This window comes from Stenotrophomonas maltophilia group sp. SKK55 (genome assembly GCF_057179845.1).
The window spans coordinates 22,556-39,311 of sequence record NZ_JBXUHP010000059.1; the positions used below are offsets into that span (position 1 = coordinate 22,556).

A 16,756-nucleotide genomic window follows, 5' to 3' on the forward strand; every position below is an offset into this window, starting at 1 on the left:
AGGAAGAAGCCGATATGATGCCGGGCAGAGCACCGTCGGCACAAGCTTGTGCTGGCGGCCTTTTTAGGCTTCGTAGGGGGTAAAAGCGCGCATGTCGACCATCCGTCCGGTGTTCTACGTTTCCGATGGAACCGGTATCACCGCTGAAACCATTGGGCATAGCCTGCTGACCCAGTTCTCCGGGTTCAGCTTCATTACCGATCGGATGTCGTTTGTCGACGACCCTGAAAAAGCGCGTGAAGCCTGCGCCCGGATCCAGGCGGCGGGGGAGCGGTACCAGGTCCGGCCGATCGTGGTGAACTCCTGCGTGGACCAGAGCCTGAGCCTGATCCTGGCCGACAGCGGTGCCCTGATGCTGGATGTGTTCGCGCCGTTCATCGAGCCGCTGGAGCGCGAACTGGCCAGCCCGCGCCTGGCCCGGGTCGGCCAGGCCCACGGCATGGTCGATTTCGACACCTACCACCGGCGCATCAACGCGATGAACTTCGCCCTGACCCACGATGACGGTATCGCGGTGAACTACGACGATGCCGACGTGATCCTGGTAGCGGTGTCGCGCGCTGGCAAGACGCCCACCTGCATCTACCTGGCCCTGCATTACGGGGTGCGCGCGGCCAACTACCCGTTGACCGACGAGGACCTGGAAAGCGACCGCCTGCCGCCACGCCTGCGCAACTACCGGCGCAAGCTGTTCGGGTTGACCATCGATCCGGACCGCCTGCAGCAGATCCGCCAGGAGCGCCGCCCGAACTCGCGCTACGCCAACCTGGACACCTGCAAGCGCGAGGTGGCCGCGGCCGAGACCATGTTCCGCATGGAGCGGATCCCGACCCTGAGCACCACCCACACCTCGATCGAGGAGATTTCCAGCAAGGTGCTGGCCACATTGGGGCTGCAGCGCGAGCTGTATTGATCCTTTCCGGCGCACCTGGCTGCGCCCGTGGAGCCGAGCCCACGCTCGGCTGGGCCACCGGGTTCTGGCCGAAGCGCAGCCGAGCGTGGGCTCGGCCCTGCAGGGGATCGTCGTCGTCGGGTTGGCTGTGGCTCGAGGCGCCCCCACGTTGAAGCACCAACGTGTAGGATCGACCCATGGCCCGAGCCTTGCCCCGTACCGAACGCATTCCCCGCCTGAGCCGGCTGAGCTGGCTCATGGGCCTGTACGCGGAAAACTACCGCCATCTGGTGCGCCTGTTCGAACCGGCGGGACTGGCGGCGGGCAGCTACATTTCCTCGATCGGCGACGGCCTGGATGTCCGCCTGGACGTGATCGAGTGCCACCGTTATACGGTGGAACTGCGGCTCACCTACGACATCGCCGACCCGGTCACCGGCGAGCCGGATCCTTCGGCCTATGTTCGCCTGTACCGTGACGCGCGCCAGGCCGAGACCACCCATTGCTACGTCGGCCGCCGCTGGCAGGACACCATGGGCCTGTACCCGCCACCGGCGGAATTGATCAGCCACCGCATGCGGATGAACACCTTCCTCGGCAAGTGGCTGGAATACCTGGCCGAGCGCGGCCACGGCGTCGCCACGCTGCGCCGTGACCCGGATGGCGCCGGTGCGCCTGCCGAGCGCCGCCTGTCGCTGGTGCGCTGATCGGCCATAATCCAGGGCTGACCTGCCGCTGGATGCCGCCCCATGCCGTACACCCCGATCGTCGCCACCCTGGGCTATGTGCTGTCGCCCGATCGTCGCCAGGTGCTGATGATCCATCGCAATACGCGCCCCGGTGACCATCACCTCGGCAAGTACAACGGCCTGGGTGGCAAGATCGAAGCGGACGAGGACGTGGCGGCCAGCATGCGCCGCGAGATTGCCGAGGAAGCCGGCATCGACTGCACCGGCATGCGCCTGCGCGGCACTCTCAGCTGGCCCGGTTTCGGCAAGCACGGCGAAGACTGGCTGGGCTTCGTGTTCGTCATCGACAGCTTCGAAGGCACCCCGCACGGCGGCAACCACGAAGGCACGCTGGAGTGGGTGGATCTGGACAAGCTGGACACGCTGCCGATGTGGGAAGGCGACCGCAACTTCCTGCCGCTGGTGTTCGACGCCGACCCGCGCCCGTTCCACGGCGTGATGCCGTACAAGGACGGGCGCATGGTCAGTTGGTCCTACAGCCGGCTGTGACCCGGCGAATCGGGGAGGTGCCAACCGTTCCGGTGGGTGCCACCCTGGGTTGGCACGCTCTTTCGGCCAATTAATACCCGGGAAATATTGACGACCATAAATTACCCGGGCAATATTCGTGCATCACCGCTGATGCCATTGCCATGCCTGCGTCCCGACTCCCTCCCTTCAGTTGTTTCGACGGCCATCGCCTCGTTGCGTCCGGCAGACCGGAAATGGCCGCACAGGCGCTCAAGCGGCTGCGCGCCGACAACGCTGCTGGACCATTGCTGGTGTTCGACAACGCCACGGGCCATACCCGTGATTTCGATACGCGCGGCAGTGATGCAGAACTGCTGTCGCGGGTAAGTGCAGCGTTTCCCGCCGTGGAGACGGATGCCGAGGGCATTGCCGAAGACGCACCCGCGGCCCCGCGTGGCCGTGGCCGCCCGAAGCTGGGCGTGGTAGCGCGCGAAGTGACGTTGCTGCCGCGCCACTGGGCATGGCTGGCAGAGCAGCCGGGCGGGGCCTCGGTGGCACTGCGAAAACTGGTGGAGGCGGCCAGCCGCGCCGGTGCGGACAAGGACCGCCGGCGTCGCGATGCCGAGCGCGCCTATCACTTCCTGCAGACCATCGCCGGTGACCTGCCGGGCTTCGAGGAGGCCATCCGCGCGCTGTTCGCGCACGACCGTACGGGCCTTGAAGCGGTGCTGCATTCCTGGCCCAGGGATGTGCGCGACCACGCCCTGCGTCTGGCGTTCGACAGCGCTGACGGCTGAACCATCGCGCCGTCGTTGAGCGGCGGCGCCACCTGATCGCGGGCTGCGGCCCGGTCCCCTGTGCTTGCTTTGCTGGTGGAAACGCCGGGCAGGGCAGCGCCTTGCCCAGAGAACCCCATGAACTCCCCTGTACATTCCACGCCCCTGGTCGCGCCGCCTCTGTGGCGCACCTACCTGGCCCTTCTGCTGCCGATGCTGCTGACCAATGCGCTGCAACTGGCCGCAGGCACGCTGGACAACATCTACCTCGGCCATCTGCTCGGTACCCAGGCGGTGGCCGTGGCCGCTGCGTTCTTCCCGGTCTTCTTCCTGCTGCTGCCCCTGGTGATGGGTCTGGCGACCGGCGCGATGGTGCTGATCGGGCAGGCCTGGGGCGCGGGTCGGCCGCAGCAGGTGCGCGCGGTGGCTGGCAGTGCGGTGGCGCTGATCCTTGTGCTGTCGGTGCTGGTGATGGCTCTGGGGAGCGGTTTCGCACCACAGCTTCTGATGTCACTGGGTACACCGGCACCGATCCTCGGTGAGTCCATCGTCTACGCGCGCGTGCTGCTGCTGGCGGCGCCGGCGTTCTTCCTGCTGTGGCTGGCCACTGCCGTGAGCCGCGCAGTAGGCGATGCGAAGACGCCGCTGCATGCGCTGCTGCTGGCCACGGCGGTGGGCCTGCTGCGCACGCCGCTGCTGATTCTGGGCTGGGCCGGCCTGCCGCGGCTGGGATCGGCCAGTGCGGCGGTGTCGGCGGCGTTTGCCTCGCTGTTGGCCCTGGGCTGGCTGCTGTTGCGTTGGCATCGGACAGGACATCCCCTGGCACCGCGACCTGAGTTGTTGCATGCCATCCGTTTCGATGGCGCGATCATCCGATCGATGCTGCGCATCGGCATACCCTCCTCGCTGCAGATGCTCAGCCTGGCCGTCGCCGAAATCGTGTTGCTGGGCTGGATCAACCGCTATGGCTACACGGCCACGGCAGCCTACGGTGCGGTCAACCAGCTGATGAGCTGGGTGCAGTTGCCGGCAATGTCGTTGGGGATCACCGCCACCATCCTCGCGGCGCATGCGATGGGCGCCGGGCGTACGGCACGGCTGCCGGCCATCGCCCGGACGGGTGTGCTGGTGGGGCTGGCGACGCTGAGCGTGGTGGTGGTGCTGGTTGTGGCGCTGGCGTCCGGGCTGACCGGGCTGATCCTGGCGGCGGCCGACGTGCGCGAGCTGGCTGCGTTGCAGCTGCGGACTGTGGTGTGGGGCGTGCTGGCGATGGGAGTCAGTGCGGTGCTCGTCGGGGTGATGCGCGGCAGCGGCACGGTATGGTTGCCAGCGTTGCTGGGTATGGCAGCGGTGCTGCTGGTGGAACTGCCGCTGGCGATGTGGATGCAGGCGCAGCACGGGCTGGCCGGCGTGTGGTGGGCGTGGCCACTGGGGTTGCTGGCGATGCTGGTGATGCAGGTGATGTGTTTCGCCCGGTGGCGGCGGGTGCACGCTCGGTAGTGTCGGCCGCTGGCCGGCACTCCGGAATGGCAGGGGCAGCCGGCCAGCGGCCGGCTCTACCGCTTCATGGCCGCTGCACCAGCAGCAGGTGGAAGCATCCGGCATCATCATCGTCCGTCACCAGGAATCGGACGTGGCGGCGGCGGGCCAGCCGGTGACCATAGCGCCGACCTCGCGGCTTGGGAAGTAGGGAAACCCCGCGTCAGGGTGATGAGGAAATGTCCACCGTCGCAGTCGGTGAGATCTGGTTGTCCACAGGGGGTGTGGATTACGCGTGGGCAACTTTGTGGATAAGCCGCGACAGGCGCCACCCCCCTAGGCTGTCAAGATGGGTGGCGAAAAATTCACCGCCGGTGAGGGCGGGTGAGGGGACGGTGAAGGGTGGGCCCCGTCAGCGCTGTCACCAGCGACGGCGCTCGCGGTAACCTGTGGGCCTTGATGCTCCGTGAGTCCCCATGAAACGTCACTTCTCGATGCTGCGCGAATTCCAGCTGGCCGACTGGTTCACCCTGGCCAATGCTTTCTGCGGCACCGGTGCGGTATTTGCCGCCATGCGCTTCCTGCAGGATGGCGAGCGCGGCTACCTGCTGTTCGGCATGGCGCTGATCCCGTTGGCCTTCATCTTCGACGCCCTTGATGGGCGTATCGCGCGCTGGCGCAAGTCCAGCTCCACCCTGGGCCGCGAGCTGGACTCGCTGTCCGACGTGATCTCCTTCGGGGTGGCCCCAGCGGCGCTGGCCTATGCCTGCGGCATGCAGGGTGGCTGGGACTGGCTGGTGCTGAGCTACTTCGTCTGCTGCGGCGTCAGCCGCCTGGCACGCTACAACGTCACTGCCGAGGCAATGACCGGCGACGAGGGCAAGGTCACGTATTTCGAGGGCACCCCGATCCCGACCAGCCTGGTGCTGGTGATCGTGCTGGCGATCGCCGCCGGCACCGATGCCATCGGCCAGAACATCTGGTTCGGCCAGTGGCAGATCGGCCCGTGGCAGCTGCACCCGATGGTGCTGCTGTTCGCCCTGTCCGGGTCGCTGATGATCAGCAAGACCCTGCGTATCCCCAAGCCATGAGCCAGCCCTGCGGAGGCCTGCGATGACCAGCTCGGCCCACGACGCCGGCAGCAGCGATTTCGAGACCCTGGCCCGGCAGTACTTCGGCGCCTGGGGTGATGCTCTGCGCCATGCGGGCGCGCCCGCTGCACCTGCCGGTGACGACCCCGGCAGCTGGCAACGGTTGTTTGACTGGTGGGGCCAATTGCTGCCCGAACAGGCGCCCGGCGCGCCGGAAGATGCCGTGCGCCGGTTCCGCGAACAGGCGGGCAGCTGGTACGGCACCATGCAGGAGGTCGCCGCTCGGTTTGCCGGCCGCGACGCCAGCAGTGCCGACGTGGCCCAGGCCTGGCGCGAGGCGGTGCAGGGGCAGGGCGACGGCATGCTGCAATGGATGCTGCAGGGCGCCCGCGGCAGCACCCACGCCGGTGCCGCAGTACCTGAATTCGCCGCATGGCTGCAGCAGTTCCAGCTGCAGGCGGGCCCGTGGCTGCAGAGCCCGGCATTCGGCCCCGGCCGCGAGCACCAGGCACGCTGGCAGGCCCTGCTGCGTGCGCAGGAAGAGTACCAGCAGCATTCGCGCGCCTATGTCGACCAGATCAAGCGGGCATTGGACGAGGCATTTGCGTTGTTCGAGCAGCGCCTGGCCGAGCACGAACAGCCGGGCAGCCAGCTGACCAGCGCCCGCGCGATGTTCGACCTGTGGATCGAAGTGGCCGAGGAGGCCTACGCCAAGGTCGCCATGTCCGAACCGTTCCAGCAGGTGTACGCCTCGCTGGGCAACGCGCAGATGCGTCTGCGCGCCGGCCTGCAGCGCGAGGTGGAACAGATGAGTGAACGTATCGGCCTGCCGACCCGCAGCGAGATGGATGCCGCACACCGCCGCATCGCCGAGCTGGAGCGCAGCCTGCGCCGGCTGCAGGCACAAGTGGCGGTGCTGGCTGGAACCGCTGCGGTCGATCCGGTGGCGCAGCCGACGCCGGCGAAGGTGAAGCCAGCCGCCCGCAATGCCGCAAAGAAGGCTGCGCCGACAAAGAAGGCGACTGCGAAAAAGGCGCCTGCAAAGAAGGCCGCACCTCGCACTTCCGCGCGGGCGAGTGACCGATGAAGGGACCGCTGGGCTTCAACGCCGACGACCTGATGCAGGAAACCCTGGCGATGCAGCGCAAGCTGATGGAGGGGCTGAAGCTGCTGCCGCAGGTGGAAGACGTAGACTACGGCGTGACCGCCCGCGAGGAAGTGTGGCGCGACGGCAAGGTGGTGCTGTACCGCTTCGTCGGCGAACAGGCGCCGACCCGGCGCACGCCGCTGCTGATCGTCTACGCGCTGGTCAACCGGCCGTACATGGTCGACCTGCAGGCCGACCGCTCCCTGGTGCAGAAGCTGTTGGCGCTCGGGCAGGATGTGTACGTGCTGGACTGGGGCTACCCGGATCGCTCGGAGCGCTTCCAGACGCTGGAGGACTACCTGCTGCGCTATATCGATGGTGCAGTGGATGCCCTGCGCGTGCGCAGTGGTGGCCCGGTGGACCTGCTGGGTATCTGCCAGGGCGGCGTGTTCGCACTCTGCTACGCCGCGCTGCGCCGGCAGAAGCTGGGCAAGCTGATCACCATGGTCACCCCGGTCGACTTCCAGACGGCCGACAACATGCTCTCGCATTGGGCGCGGCAGGTGGACGTGGACCTGCTGGTCGACACGCTGGGCAACATCCCGGCCGACCTGATGAACGCCAGTTACCTGATGCTCAAGCCATTCCGCCTGAACGTGCAGAAGTATGTGGGCCTGCTCGATATCCTCGACGACAAGGCGGCGCTGGAGGATTTCCTGCGCATGGAAAAATGGATCTTCGATTCGCCGGACCTGGCGGGCGAGGCGTTCCGCGACTTCATCAAGCAGTTCTACCAGGGCAACGGCCTGGTGAACGGTACGGTGCGGATCGGCGAGGAAGCGGTGGATCTGTCGCAGGTGACCTTGCCGGTGCTGAACATCTATGCCGAGCAGGACCATCTGGTACCGCCGGACGCCTCGCGCGCGATGCGTGGGCGCCTGGGCACGGACGACTACACCGAGTCCAGTTTCCGCGGTGGCCACATTGGTATCTATGTGTCCGGCCGCGCCCAGCGCGAAGTGCCGGCCACGATCGATCGCTGGTTGAAGGCGCGTGACCTGTAGAGTCGAGCCATGCTCGACTGACTTGGGGGGATGATGAGGTACCGGACTTTGTTGATTCTTGCGGCACTGCTGGCAGCACCACTTGCCCACGCCGCACCCAGTGTGGATGCACGCCGGGAGATCGCTCAGCTGATCTCCAGCCTGGATGGCTCGCAGTGCCGGTTCCAGCGCAATGGCAGCTGGTACGACGGCAGCGATGCGCGCGCCCATCTGCAGCGCAAGTATGACTACCTGCTGAAGAAGGACATGGTGGACAGCGCCGAGCAGTTCATCGAGCGCGCCGCCAGCCAGAGCAGCATGAGCGGGAAGCCTTACCGCATCCAGTGCCCGGGGCAGCCTGAGCAGACCGCGGCCGCCTGGTTCAGTGCGCGCCTGCAGGCGCTGCGTCTCCGCACGCCGTAGACATGGAGGCGGTGTAGAGTCGCGGCGTGCTCGACTGATTCTGCCCGCAAGCCGAGGAGACACCGCCGTGAACACCACGCCCAAGACGCTGTCGCGTTCGTTGAACGACCGCATGATTGCCGGCGTGATGGGCGGCATTGCCCATCGCTTCGGCTGGAACCCCACCCTGGTGCGGATCGTGTTCGTGCTGGTATCGATCGGCTCGGCCGCCTTCCCCGGCATTCTGATCTACCTGATCCTGTGGCTGCTGATTCCGAACGAGGCGGATTGAACACCGCCGCTCGATCCTGGCCGCTCTGGCTGCGCGCGCTGCAGATGCTGGGCGCCGCATGGACGCTGCCCAACACACTGATCGGCCTGATCGGCGGCCTGGCCGGCATGCTCGGCGGCGCGACATTGCGCTGGAGCAGCCGTGACTGCGCGCTGGTGTTCGATCGCTGGCCGTGGGGGCCGGGTGGGGCGATCACCCTGGGCAACGTGATCCTGCATACCGGCCATGACCTCGGCATCTGCTGCCGGACCTATGCGCATCAGGCGGGGTGGGGCGTGGAGCCGCTGATCCGGCTGGACGACCACGAGCGCGCGCACGTTTACCAGTACATGGTGCTGGGGCCGCTGTACCTGCCGGTGTACCTGCTGTGTGGTGGGGTGAGTGCACGCAATCCGTTCGAACGCGCGGCCGATCATTTCGCCCGGTTCGGGCGTGGCTGGTGGCCGTAGTTTCCAGCCTACGGCGCAGCCCCTCGTGGCTTGGTCGCGGAATGCCTGCTTCCTGGGGGCTGGCCGGGTGGGTGGGGCTGGCGGTGACGCCGTGCTTCGCGGACTGGCCTGAAAGCAGCCGAGCATGGGCTCGGCTCTACAAAAAGTGAGCCGGCCAGGCCGCTTTTGCTCTGGTCTTCTTTTTTCTTTTCCGTGGCTGGACGTGCCCGAAAACTGTCGGGGGGCGGTCGGGGGGGGTTCGCGGGACCGTTGGCGCCATGGATGGCGCCATCGAGCCCCCATGGACGGGTTTACGGCGTGTCCCGCGAACCCACCCCGACCGACCCGATCACATGAAGCGCATTTCGCGACCAAGCCACGAGGGGCTGCGCCGTTGGGGAAATCCCCCGCCGATTCGTTAGCCGGAAGTTAAAGATCCGTAAGCATTCTGCTGCGATCCCGCAGTCATCTGCATGCAACCGATCGTCATTAGCCTTCGTGACGTTCCAGTCAGGTTCGACGCGGTAAGCTCTCCCTCGATGAGCTCGCAGCATCGCTCATCGAACGCAGTACGCAGTAGCAATTTGGAGGAAGACATCACATGGCAATCGTTCTTTATGTCGGTGGTAGCAAGGATGGCGAGAAGGGCGTGGTGCCCTACGGCTTCAGCAAATCCCGCGCCGACACCGCGCTGGGGCCGGAGTTCTACACGGAGCGGTTCATGGAACTGCAGGGTGTCGGCAAGGTCCGCCTGATGGCCCTGGAAGGCATGCGTGACGACATCGTCATGCAGCGCGCCGCCCGCCACTACCGCTGACCGTCGCAACACGCGGCAGGGCGCGCCCACCATCGCGCGCCCGCGCCGGCATCCCAGCCCCGGGCCAGTCCGAGCCCGCTCTTTGCCAGGATGCCGGCGTCCAATCCGGCTTCGCCGCTGAACCTCGCCCCCTGTCAATGCCTTGTCCGGCTCCGTCGCGGATTGCCAGAATGGGGGCTTCCCGAAACGCGGCACAGACCTGAAGCAATGCACGACGCCAAGAACGCCCAGAGCGCGCTCGCCCAGCAGATCGCCCAGACCATCGCCGACGAAATCGGTGCCCAGTCCGCCCAGGTACGCGCCGCCGTCGGCCTGCTTGACGAAGGCGCCAGCGTTCCGTTCATCGCGCGCTACCGCAAGGAAGTGACCGGTGGCCTGGACGACACCCAGCTGCGCAACCTGGAAACCCGGCTGACCTACCTGCGCGAGCTGGAGGACCGTCGCGCGGCGGTGCTGGCCAGCATCGGCGAGCAGGGCAAGCTCAGTGACGAGCTGCGCAATGACATCCTGGCCGCCGATACCAAGAGCCGGCTGGAAGACCTGTACCTGCCGTACAAGCCCAAGCGCCGCACCCGTGCGCAGATCGCCCGCGAGGCCGGCCTGGAGCCGTTGGCCGATGGCCTGCTGGCCGACCCGACGCAGGACCCGCAGACATTCGCGGCCACCTTCGTCGACGCCGACAAGGGCGTAGCCGACACCAAGGCCGCGTTGGAAGGCGCGCGCGCGATCCTGATGGAGCGCTGGGGCGAAGACGCCGCGCTGGTCGGTGAACTGCGCACCTGGCTGGGCGAGACCGGGGTGATCCGTGCCCGCGTCGCCGAGGGCAAGGAAACCGAGGGCGCCAAGTACCGCGACTACTTCGAGCATGCCGAGGCGCTGGCGAAGATTCCGTCGCATCGCTTGCTGGCACTGTTCCGTGCGCGCCGCGAGGAAATCCTGTTCCTGGAACTGGACCCGGGCAGCGATGCCGAGGCTGGCCATCAGTACGCCGAAGGACGCGTGGCGCGCAAGGCCGGCATCGCCGACCAGGGCCGTGCCGCCGACCGCTGGCTGCTGGATGCCTGCCGGCTGACCTGGCGTGCCAAGCTGCACACCCATCTGCTGCTGGACCTGTTCAACCAGGCCCGCGAAAAGGCCGAAGCCGAAGCCATCGCGGTGTTCGGCGACAACCTGAAGGACCTGTTGCTGGCAGCGCCAGCTGGCCCGAAGACCGTGCTCGGACTGGACCCGGGCATCCGCACCGGCTGCAAGATTGCGGTGGTCGATGCGACAGGCAAGCTGGTCGCCACCGACACCATCTATCCCCACGAGCCCAAGCGCCAGTGGGAACAGTCATTGCAGACAATCAAGCACCTGTGTGCGAAGCACAACGTGGACCTGATCGCGATCGGCAACGGCACCGCCAGCCGCGAAACCGACAAGCTGGCCGGCGAAGCGATCAAGGCCGCTGGCAACCCGAAGCTGCAGAAGGTAGTGGTCAGCGAGGCCGGCGCGTCGGTGTACTCGGCGTCCGAGTTCGCGGCCAGGGAGTTCCCGGAGCTGGACGTGTCGCTACGTGGGGCAGTGTCGATCGCCCGCCGCCTGCAGGACCCGCTGGCCGAACTGGTGAAGATCGAACCCAAGGCGATCGGTGTCGGCCAGTACCAGCACGATGTGGACCAGTACCGCCTGGCGCGCGCGCTGGATGCCCGCGTGGAGGACTGCGTGAACGCGGTGGGCGTGTACGTGAACACCGCTTCGGCTGCACTGTTGTCGCGGGTGTCCGGCCTGTCGGCCACGGTGGCCGAGAACATCGTGCGCCACCGTGATGCGAACGGCCCGTTCAAGCGCCGCAAGGACCTGCTGAAGGTCGCGCGCCTGGGCGAGAAGACCTTTGAACAGTGCGCGGGCTTCCTGCGCATTGCCGACGGTGATGAACCGCTGGATGCTTCGGCGGTGCACCCGGAAGCCTACCCGGTGGTCGAGCGCATCGTGGCCAGCACCGCGCGCCCGATCAAGGCGCTGATCGGTGATGGCAGCTTCCTGCGCGGCCTGAAGGCCGAGCAGTTCACCGATGCCACCTTCGGCGTGCCGACCGTGCGTGACATCCTCAAGGAACTGGAGAAGCCGGGCCGCGATCCGCGTCCGGAGTTCAAGGCGGCGCGCTTCGCCGAGGGTGTCGAGGACATCAAGGACCTGCGCGAGGGCATGGTGCTGGAAGGCGTGGTGAGCAACGTGGCGGCCTTTGGTGCCTTCGTCGATATCGGCGTGCACCAGGACGGCCTGATCCACATCTCGGCGCTTTCCGATACGTTCGTGAAGGATCCGCGCGACGTGGTCAAGGCCGGCGATATCGTCAAGGTGAAGGTGCTGGAGGTGGACGTGGCGCGCAAGCGCATCGCCCTGACCCGGCGCCTGGACGATACCCCCGGGCAAGCCACCAGCCGCCCGGGCCAGCGTGATGAGCGCGGCCATGGGCAGGGTCCGCGCGGCGATGCAGGCGGCCAGAACCGCGGGCCGAACCGGGGCCAAGGCAATGGCGGCCGTCCCGCCGCGTCCGCGCCCCCGGCCAACAACGCCCTGGCCGAGGCCTTCGCCCGCGCCAAGCGCAGTTGAGGACCGTGTTCCCCGTCACGCTTGATTCGTGGCGGGGGACTTGTCGATTTTCCCCGTGATTGCGCACACTTGCGCTTGAGGGGAGGCGTCCGGCCACCCCGCTGTTGCTGGGGAGGGCCATGACGCCAGCACCACCCGTCGCTCGTACCGGCGGTCGCAGCGCTGCGCTGCGGTCGGCGCCTGCCCGTGCCGGCAGGAGACCGGATTGATGCCGGGCCAGGGCACCCACGGCAATGGACTGCTGGAGCGCCGCCTGCAGGAGCTGGCGGAAGAGCGTCGCCGCCTGGCGATGATCATCGACGGTACCGCCGCGGGAACCTGGGAATGGAACGTGCAGACCGGCGAGATGCGGGTCAACGCGCGCTGGGCCGAGATCGTCGGTTACCGCCTGGAAGAGCTGGAACCCATCTGCCAGAAGACGTTCCTGAGGCTGGTCCATCCCGATGACGTTGCGTTGTCCGATGCTGCGCTGGACGACCATTTCCAAGGGCGCAGCGACAACTACGCCTGCCTGCTGCGCATGCGCCACAGGAACGGCCAGTGGATCTGGATCCAGGACCGTGGGCGCGTCTTTGAATGGGACGGGCAGGGCAAGCCGCTGTGGATGGCCGGTGCCCATGCCGACGTCACCGAGCTGCAGCAGGCGAGGCAGGATGCGGCCGAAACCCGCCAACGCCTGCAGGCCGTGGTCGATGCGTCCGATGAGGTAGCGGTAATCGCCACCGATACCGATGGCACCATCACCCTGTTCAACACGGGTGCGGAGCGCCTGCTGGGCTACAGCGCAGCGGAGGTGGTCGGCCAGCGCCGGCTCGATGCGTTCCACGATCCGGAGGAACTGAAAGCCTGGCTGGAGCCGCTGGCCGATGCCGAGGGCAACCTTCCCGACGTGTTCGAAGCGCTCAGTGCTCGCGCTGACGGGCAGACCTACTCGCGGCAGTGGACGTTGCTGCGCAAGGAGGGCCTGCCACGCCAGGTGCGCCTGTCGATCAGCCGCATGGAAGGTGCCGATGGCGCACGCATCGGCTACGTCGGCATGGCCATCGACATCACCGAAATCCTGCAGGCACGGGCCGAGGCGCGGCTGTCGGCGGAGAAGTTCGCCGGTGCATTCACGTCGGCGGCGCTGGGCATGGCGCTGGTGTCGCTGGAGGGGCGTTGGCTGGACGTCAATGATGCGCTGTGCCGGATCCTGGGTTATCCGCGCGAAGAGCTGCTGCAGGTCGACTTCCAGCGCCTGACCCATCCCGATGACCTGCAGACCGACCTGGCCCTGGTGCAGGATCTTCTGGCCGGACGGCGCAGCCATTACCACCTTGAGAAGCGCTATCTCGACCGCGACGGCCGCATCATCTGGGCGCGGCTGTCGGTGTCGCTGGTGCGCAGCGAGCATGGCCAGCCGCTGCATTTCGTGTCGCAGATCCAGGACATCACCGCCCAGCGCAGCAGTGAGCAACGCCTGTTCGAGAGCGAACAGCGCAGCCGCATCACCCTGGATGCGGTGGCCGACCTGGTGCTCAGCGTCAACCTTGACGGCCGCATCGACTATGCCAACGCGGCCGCGGTACGCACCTTGGCCGGTGATGGCGCGCTGTCGCTGGCCGGGCACAGGGTGCAGGACGTGCTGGCGCTGACCACCGAGTACGCGCCCGGCTCGGTACTGGATGTGTCGGTACTGCTGGACCCGGAGAGCAACGCGGTGGACCTGCACGCCGACCTGCTGCTGCGCCTGGGCACGGCAACGGTGCCGGTGGACCTGACGCGGGCCTGGCTGCGCGATGACGAGGGCCATGTGCGCGGCGCGGTGTGGGTGTTGCGCGACGACACCCAGCAGCGGGCGCGGCAGCGCGAAGCCCGCCACCTGGCCGAGATCGATCCACTCACCGAACTGAGCAACCGCCGCGGTTTCGAGGTGCACCTGCAGCAGGCGATCACCCGCGTCGAGCGCACCGGGCAGGCCGCCTCGCTGATGTACATCGATCTGGACCGCTTCAAGCCGGTCAACGACACCTGGGGCCACCTGGCCGGCGATGCCGTGCTGTGGGCGGTGGCCAGTGTGCTGCGACATGGTGTGCGTGATTCGGACGTGGTGGCGCGGCTGGGCGGCGACGAGTTCGCGGTGATCCTGTCCGGGTGTACGCCGCGTCGTGCCGCACGGATCGGCGGTGAACTCCTGCAGACCCTGTCAGCGCTGTCCATTCCGTGGGATCAGCATCGGCTGCGGGTCGGTGCCAGCATCGGCATCGCGCCCCTGGCGGCGGGCATGAGCGTGGACCAGGCAGTGGCCGCTGCCGATGCACAGTGCTACCGGGCCAAGGCGCTGGGGCGCAACAACGTGCAGGTGCAGGGCGAGCTGTCGGAGCTTCCAGGCGACGATGCCGATGCCGCCCAGGACTGATCTCAGCCTGTGAGAAGAAGCGCGCGAATACTGCGCGCATCTCCCCTGAAGCAGGTGAACCCATGAATGCCTGGAACCCGACTGCGGTACGCATGTTCATCCCGGCGCTGGTCGGCTGGTGCCTGGCGCTGGCCACCAGCCTGCGCGCCGAACAGCTGCACGGCGACCCGCACGCGCAGGCGTTGTTGCCCGTGCTGCAGCAAGGCGCGGTCGCGCTGCTGGTCCTGAGCCTGGCCTGCACGGTTGCGGCCTGCGTGTTGCTGTGGCGGCATGGCCGCGGCGACGGCGGGCGTCTCGCTTCCGGCACTACACCCGTGCCGCGTCCATCAGCAGGACCCGGCACGGTGCGCGCTGGAACGCGTTGATCTGAGGCACCAGACGCTGGAAGTGCTCGCTGGCGCAATGGATATCCAGAGCGTCGCGGTCCGGCCATTGCTCGATGAAGACGAAATGCCCGGGGTCCTTCTGGTCGACGAACAGTTCATAGCCGAGGCAGAGCGGCTCTCGCCGCGTGCATGCGACAAGCTCGCGGTACAGGGGAAGCACGGTGTCCACCGCATCGGGATGGATGAAATCCTCGGCGATCACTTTCAGCATGTCGGCACCTGCAGACGGGCCTTGCAGGATAGTGCCAGCGCATGACCGGCACCTATCCTGGTCAACGCAATACTGCGTCCGTACTGACCAGCTGCACGTCGTGCATCTGATTGAGGTAGGCCTCGTAGTAGCCCTTGTGTGAGGCACCGACGATGGCCAGCATTCGGCTGCCAGGGTGCAGGCCCAGCACGTCGCGGACGTTGGCGACCATGCGCAGGTTGCGGGTTTCCCAGTAACCGACATACATCCGGCCGAACGCCTTGGAGGACGGCTCGACGAGCGTCGCGCCGAAGTCGCTCTGGTACGCTGCCAACGCTGCTGCCGGGCTGTTGTAATCGCGATACAGCGCCATGACGCCACCGGGCTTGTCCAGATTGGCCACGAGGCGTTCATCGGCCTCCCGTCGCGCCCGCAAGTGTGTATTGTTCCAGGCACCGGTGATGGCTGCACTGGCCGCCGCTTCATCCTCGGCCGGTGTGGGAGAATCGGCCGTGTGGTCGTCCACGGCCCACAGCCGTTCATGCCCGAGGCGGGCGGCAACTACGGCGGCGATCAGGCTGGTTTCATTGCGGCGGACCAGGCCTTTGCCGAGGATCTCGACCAGGGCCGGCGTCAGCCCATCGCCGGCTTTGCGCTCGGACGCAGGCAGGCGTAGCCATTGCACCTGCGCCGAGCCGCGTTCGCCCGCTGCCAGGAACAATGCTGCGAGCCGACGACGCTGGGTGGGCGTCGGCTCGTCCGGCCAGGTCGCAAGCAGGCGCTCGGCCTGGGCGTTCGCTGCGGGCACGTCCAGGCCGGTGGCAGCCTGCGCAGCGGTGGTGTCGAAGCAGTAGGTGGCCACGCTCTCCGCATAGCGTTCCGGGTAGCGACGCATGGAATCGCACTGGAGGCCGGACAGGTCTTCGGTGGCGATCAGTTCGGGCTTCCAGGCGACCAGTCGCTGCAGCAAGGGTTCAAGCAAGGCGGGCTGGAACGACTTGGGCAGGCCGGACAGGTGGGCGGTGCCCAGTACCAGCACCTCGTTCGGTCGCCCGACAGGCGGCCCCTTCAGCTGGTCCGGATGGAAGGCGGGCCGATAGGTGGCATCTGCAGCGAGGGCGCCGGTACTGCACAGGCCCAGGATCAGGAGGCTGGCCAAGCGTGGGAACATGCGATCTCCGTGTCAGTGCGCGTCCTGCGGTTCGCTGCATGCTGGCCGTTTTCACCTGCCACGGAATCGCCCGTTGGTCATGCAAACCTTTTGGGCCTGAACTGCATCGTGCCCGGCAAGGCTATGCCCAATGACGGCGACAACGCGCGACATGTTCCGTGACGACACCCGGTGTCCCCGCCGAGCGTAAGCAGAATGTGAATTACATCGCGATTGTCTACCGCGTCCCTGCAGCCGCATCTGAAGTTGCGACGGACGTCGCGTAATCCGGCTAAAGCCACTGATCGCCTCGCCGATACTCCCTCTGGATCCCGCTCCAGTCACCCGCCGCAGGACCCCAGGCCGTCCCCGATGGGCGGCCCGCGCTGTGTGTTCCGCTGCTCCCAGATGCCGATCGCACCCGCAGCAGACGTTCGTGGCAGTCGCTCGAGAGGTGCCGGTTGGCACCTGTAGTCCCTGGCACCTGAAGTTGCCGCCGGGCATCCCGCCCGTCGGGTCGCAACCGCTTAC

The 16,756-nt window shown here is 67.1% G+C and carries 17 protein-coding genes; 15 read left to right on the forward strand and 2 right to left on the reverse strand.

All coding sequences use genetic code 11. From position 1 onward, the window contains the following. The first annotated feature begins 91 nt into the window (after window positions 1-91). From ppsR to AC2A1N_RS18210, 15 genes are all read left to right on the forward strand, one after another. Entirely contained in the window at window positions 92-913 is an 822-nt protein-coding gene (gene ppsR, locus AC2A1N_RS18140; protein ID WP_005417170.1) for a posphoenolpyruvate synthetase regulatory kinase/phosphorylase PpsR, read from the forward strand. A 176-nt stretch (window positions 914-1,089) separates the two neighbouring features. Further along, on the forward strand, window positions 1,090-1,599 hold the full coding sequence (locus tag AC2A1N_RS18145; protein WP_032954273.1) for a DUF1249 domain-containing protein: 510 nt from the start codon (window positions 1,090-1,092) through the stop codon (window positions 1,597-1,599). A gap of 42 nt (window positions 1,600-1,641) precedes the next feature. Further along, window positions 1,642-2,130, forward strand: a complete 489-nt coding sequence (locus AC2A1N_RS18150) for an NUDIX hydrolase (RefSeq protein WP_005417168.1) — start codon at window positions 1,642-1,644, stop codon at window positions 2,128-2,130. Between the two features lie 143 nt (window positions 2,131-2,273). Next, the gene (locus AC2A1N_RS18155; RefSeq protein WP_242892410.1) at window positions 2,274-2,888 is read left to right on the forward strand and encodes a DUF2239 family protein; all 615 of its coding nucleotides are present in this window, start codon (window positions 2,274-2,276) and stop codon (window positions 2,886-2,888) included. Between the two features lie 117 nt (window positions 2,889-3,005). Then, window positions 3,006-4,367, forward strand: coding sequence for an MATE family efflux transporter (locus tag AC2A1N_RS18160; protein ID WP_242892405.1), 1,362 nt, complete (start codon window positions 3,006-3,008; stop codon window positions 4,365-4,367). Between the two features lie 455 nt (window positions 4,368-4,822). After that, the gene (locus tag AC2A1N_RS18165; RefSeq protein ID WP_019660264.1) at window positions 4,823-5,437 is read left to right on the forward strand and encodes a CDP-alcohol phosphatidyltransferase family protein; all 615 of its coding nucleotides are present in this window, start codon (window positions 4,823-4,825) and stop codon (window positions 5,435-5,437) included. A gap of 22 nt (window positions 5,438-5,459) precedes the next feature. After that, window positions 5,460-6,524 carry a class III poly(R)-hydroxyalkanoic acid synthase subunit PhaE gene (gene phaE, locus AC2A1N_RS18170; RefSeq protein ID WP_242892402.1) on the forward strand — a complete coding sequence of 355 codons (1,065 nt, stop codon included), beginning with the start codon at window positions 5,460-5,462 and terminating at the stop codon, window positions 6,522-6,524. Further along, on the forward strand, window positions 6,521-7,588 hold the full coding sequence (gene phaC / locus AC2A1N_RS18175; protein WP_242892399.1) for a class III poly(R)-hydroxyalkanoic acid synthase subunit PhaC: 1,068 nt from the start codon (window positions 6,521-6,523) through the stop codon (window positions 7,586-7,588). The genes phaE and phaC overlap by 4 nt, the downstream gene beginning before the upstream one ends. Before the next feature lie 33 nt (window positions 7,589-7,621). Further along, the gene (locus tag AC2A1N_RS18180; RefSeq protein WP_061479120.1) at window positions 7,622-7,990 is read left to right on the forward strand and encodes a YfeK family protein; all 369 of its coding nucleotides are present in this window, start codon (window positions 7,622-7,624) and stop codon (window positions 7,988-7,990) included. Window positions 7,991-8,102: 112 nt separating this feature from the next. Continuing rightward, window positions 8,103-8,261, forward strand: coding sequence for a PspC domain-containing protein (locus AC2A1N_RS18185; protein ID WP_194430536.1), 159 nt, complete (start codon window positions 8,103-8,105; stop codon window positions 8,259-8,261). Between the two features lie 44 nt (window positions 8,262-8,305). Then, entirely contained in the window at window positions 8,306-8,710 is a 405-nt protein-coding gene (locus AC2A1N_RS18190) for a hypothetical protein (protein WP_099486665.1), read from the forward strand. 580 nt (window positions 8,711-9,290) lie between these two features. Continuing rightward, the gene (locus tag AC2A1N_RS18195; protein WP_005417149.1) at window positions 9,291-9,506 is read left to right on the forward strand and encodes a hypothetical protein; all 216 of its coding nucleotides are present in this window, start codon (window positions 9,291-9,293) and stop codon (window positions 9,504-9,506) included. Between the two features lie 207 nt (window positions 9,507-9,713). Beyond that, window positions 9,714-12,101: a Tex family protein gene (locus AC2A1N_RS18200; protein WP_242892396.1), complete on the forward strand. Its 2,388-nt coding sequence runs from the start codon at window positions 9,714-9,716 to the stop codon at window positions 12,099-12,101. A gap of 208 nt (window positions 12,102-12,309) precedes the next feature. Continuing rightward, window positions 12,310-14,499, forward strand: a complete 2,190-nt coding sequence (locus tag AC2A1N_RS18205) for a PAS domain S-box protein (protein WP_242892392.1) — start codon at window positions 12,310-12,312, stop codon at window positions 14,497-14,499. 62 nt (window positions 14,500-14,561) lie between these two features. After that, window positions 14,562-14,864 carry a hypothetical protein gene (locus AC2A1N_RS18210; RefSeq protein ID WP_242892389.1) on the forward strand — a complete coding sequence of 101 codons (303 nt, stop codon included), beginning with the start codon at window positions 14,562-14,564 and terminating at the stop codon, window positions 14,862-14,864. Here the strand turns inward: AC2A1N_RS18210 and AC2A1N_RS18215 are convergent. Further along, window positions 14,806-15,096: a putative quinol monooxygenase gene (locus AC2A1N_RS18215; RefSeq protein ID WP_061479066.1), complete on the reverse strand. Its 291-nt coding sequence runs from the start codon at window positions 15,094-15,096 to the stop codon at window positions 14,806-14,808. The two genes, AC2A1N_RS18210 and AC2A1N_RS18215, sit on opposite strands and share 59 nt — an antisense overlap. 61 nt (window positions 15,097-15,157) lie before the next feature. After that, complete coding sequence (locus AC2A1N_RS18220) at window positions 15,158-16,246, reverse strand: DUF5694 domain-containing protein (RefSeq protein WP_242892386.1); 1,089 nt, start codon at window positions 16,244-16,246, stop codon at window positions 15,158-15,160. Between the last annotated feature and the right edge of the window lie 510 nt (window positions 16,247-16,756).

Excerpts from the sequence above, each read along its gene's own strand:
- AC2A1N_RS18205 (WP_242892392.1), top strand. The coding sequence starts at position 12,310 with ATGCCGGGCCAGGGCACCCACGGCAATGGACTGCTGGAGCGCCGCCTG.
- phaC (WP_242892399.1), top strand. The coding sequence starts at position 6,521 with ATGAAGGGACCGCTGGGCTTCAACGCCGACGACCTGATGCAGGAAACC.
- AC2A1N_RS18195 (WP_005417149.1), top strand. The coding sequence starts at position 9,291 with ATGGCAATCGTTCTTTATGTCGGTGGTAGCAAGGATGGCGAGAAGGGC.
- AC2A1N_RS18155 (WP_242892410.1), top strand. The coding sequence starts at position 2,274 with ATGCCTGCGTCCCGACTCCCTCCCTTCAGTTGTTTCGACGGCCATCGC.
- AC2A1N_RS18160 (WP_242892405.1), top strand. The coding sequence starts at position 3,006 with ATGAACTCCCCTGTACATTCCACGCCCCTGGTCGCGCCGCCTCTGTGG.
- AC2A1N_RS18215 (WP_061479066.1), bottom strand. The coding sequence starts at position 15,096 with ATGCTGAAAGTGATCGCCGAGGATTTCATCCATCCCGATGCGGTGGAC.
- AC2A1N_RS18210 (WP_242892389.1), top strand. The coding sequence starts at position 14,562 with ATGAATGCCTGGAACCCGACTGCGGTACGCATGTTCATCCCGGCGCTG.
- AC2A1N_RS18220 (WP_242892386.1), bottom strand. The coding sequence starts at position 16,246 with ATGTTCCCACGCTTGGCCAGCCTCCTGATCCTGGGCCTGTGCAGTACC.
- AC2A1N_RS18190 (WP_099486665.1), top strand. The coding sequence starts at position 8,306 with ATGCTGGGCGCCGCATGGACGCTGCCCAACACACTGATCGGCCTGATC.
- AC2A1N_RS18185 (WP_194430536.1), top strand. The coding sequence starts at position 8,103 with ATGATTGCCGGCGTGATGGGCGGCATTGCCCATCGCTTCGGCTGGAAC.
- phaE (WP_242892402.1), top strand. The coding sequence starts at position 5,460 with ATGACCAGCTCGGCCCACGACGCCGGCAGCAGCGATTTCGAGACCCTG.
- AC2A1N_RS18150 (WP_005417168.1), top strand. The coding sequence starts at position 1,642 with ATGCCGTACACCCCGATCGTCGCCACCCTGGGCTATGTGCTGTCGCCC.
- AC2A1N_RS18145 (WP_032954273.1), top strand. The coding sequence starts at position 1,090 with ATGGCCCGAGCCTTGCCCCGTACCGAACGCATTCCCCGCCTGAGCCGG.
- AC2A1N_RS18200 (WP_242892396.1), top strand. The coding sequence starts at position 9,714 with ATGCACGACGCCAAGAACGCCCAGAGCGCGCTCGCCCAGCAGATCGCC.
- AC2A1N_RS18180 (WP_061479120.1), top strand. The coding sequence starts at position 7,622 with ATGAGGTACCGGACTTTGTTGATTCTTGCGGCACTGCTGGCAGCACCA.
- ppsR (WP_005417170.1), top strand. The coding sequence starts at position 92 with ATGTCGACCATCCGTCCGGTGTTCTACGTTTCCGATGGAACCGGTATC.
- AC2A1N_RS18165 (WP_019660264.1), top strand. The coding sequence starts at position 4,823 with ATGAAACGTCACTTCTCGATGCTGCGCGAATTCCAGCTGGCCGACTGG.